At 64.2% G+C, this 274-nt stretch carries 1 protein-coding gene; it reads right to left on the bottom strand.

Going from position 1 to position 274, the window contains the following annotated elements:
- On the bottom strand, positions 1-274 hold a 274-nt coding region (locus BQ8482_RS35640; protein ID WP_133254897.1), incomplete at both ends, for a cadherin repeat domain-containing protein.

A 274-nucleotide genomic window follows, 5' to 3' on the forward strand; every position in this document is an offset into this window, starting at 1 on the left:
CGTGCCCGATGAGAACACCGGTGCGTTGTCGTTCTGGTTGGTCACCGTGATGGCGACCGCCTGGCCGGTGCTCAGCGTGCCGTCGGAGGCGGTGACGGTGATGTCGTAGACGTTGTTGGCGCCTTGATCGAGCGGGCTCTCGAAGTCCGGCGCGTTCTTGAAGGTGACCACGCCGGTCGAAGCGTCGATGTCGAACAGGGCAGAGTCCGCCCCTGACAGCGTGTAGGTCAGCGTCCCGAGATTGTCGGCATCGTCGGCATTGGCGTCGTAGACC

Origin of the sequence: Mesorhizobium delmotii (assembly GCF_900149755.1) — a bacterium.
Classification (GTDB): domain Bacteria; phylum Pseudomonadota; class Alphaproteobacteria; order Rhizobiales; family Rhizobiaceae; genus Mesorhizobium; species Mesorhizobium delmotii.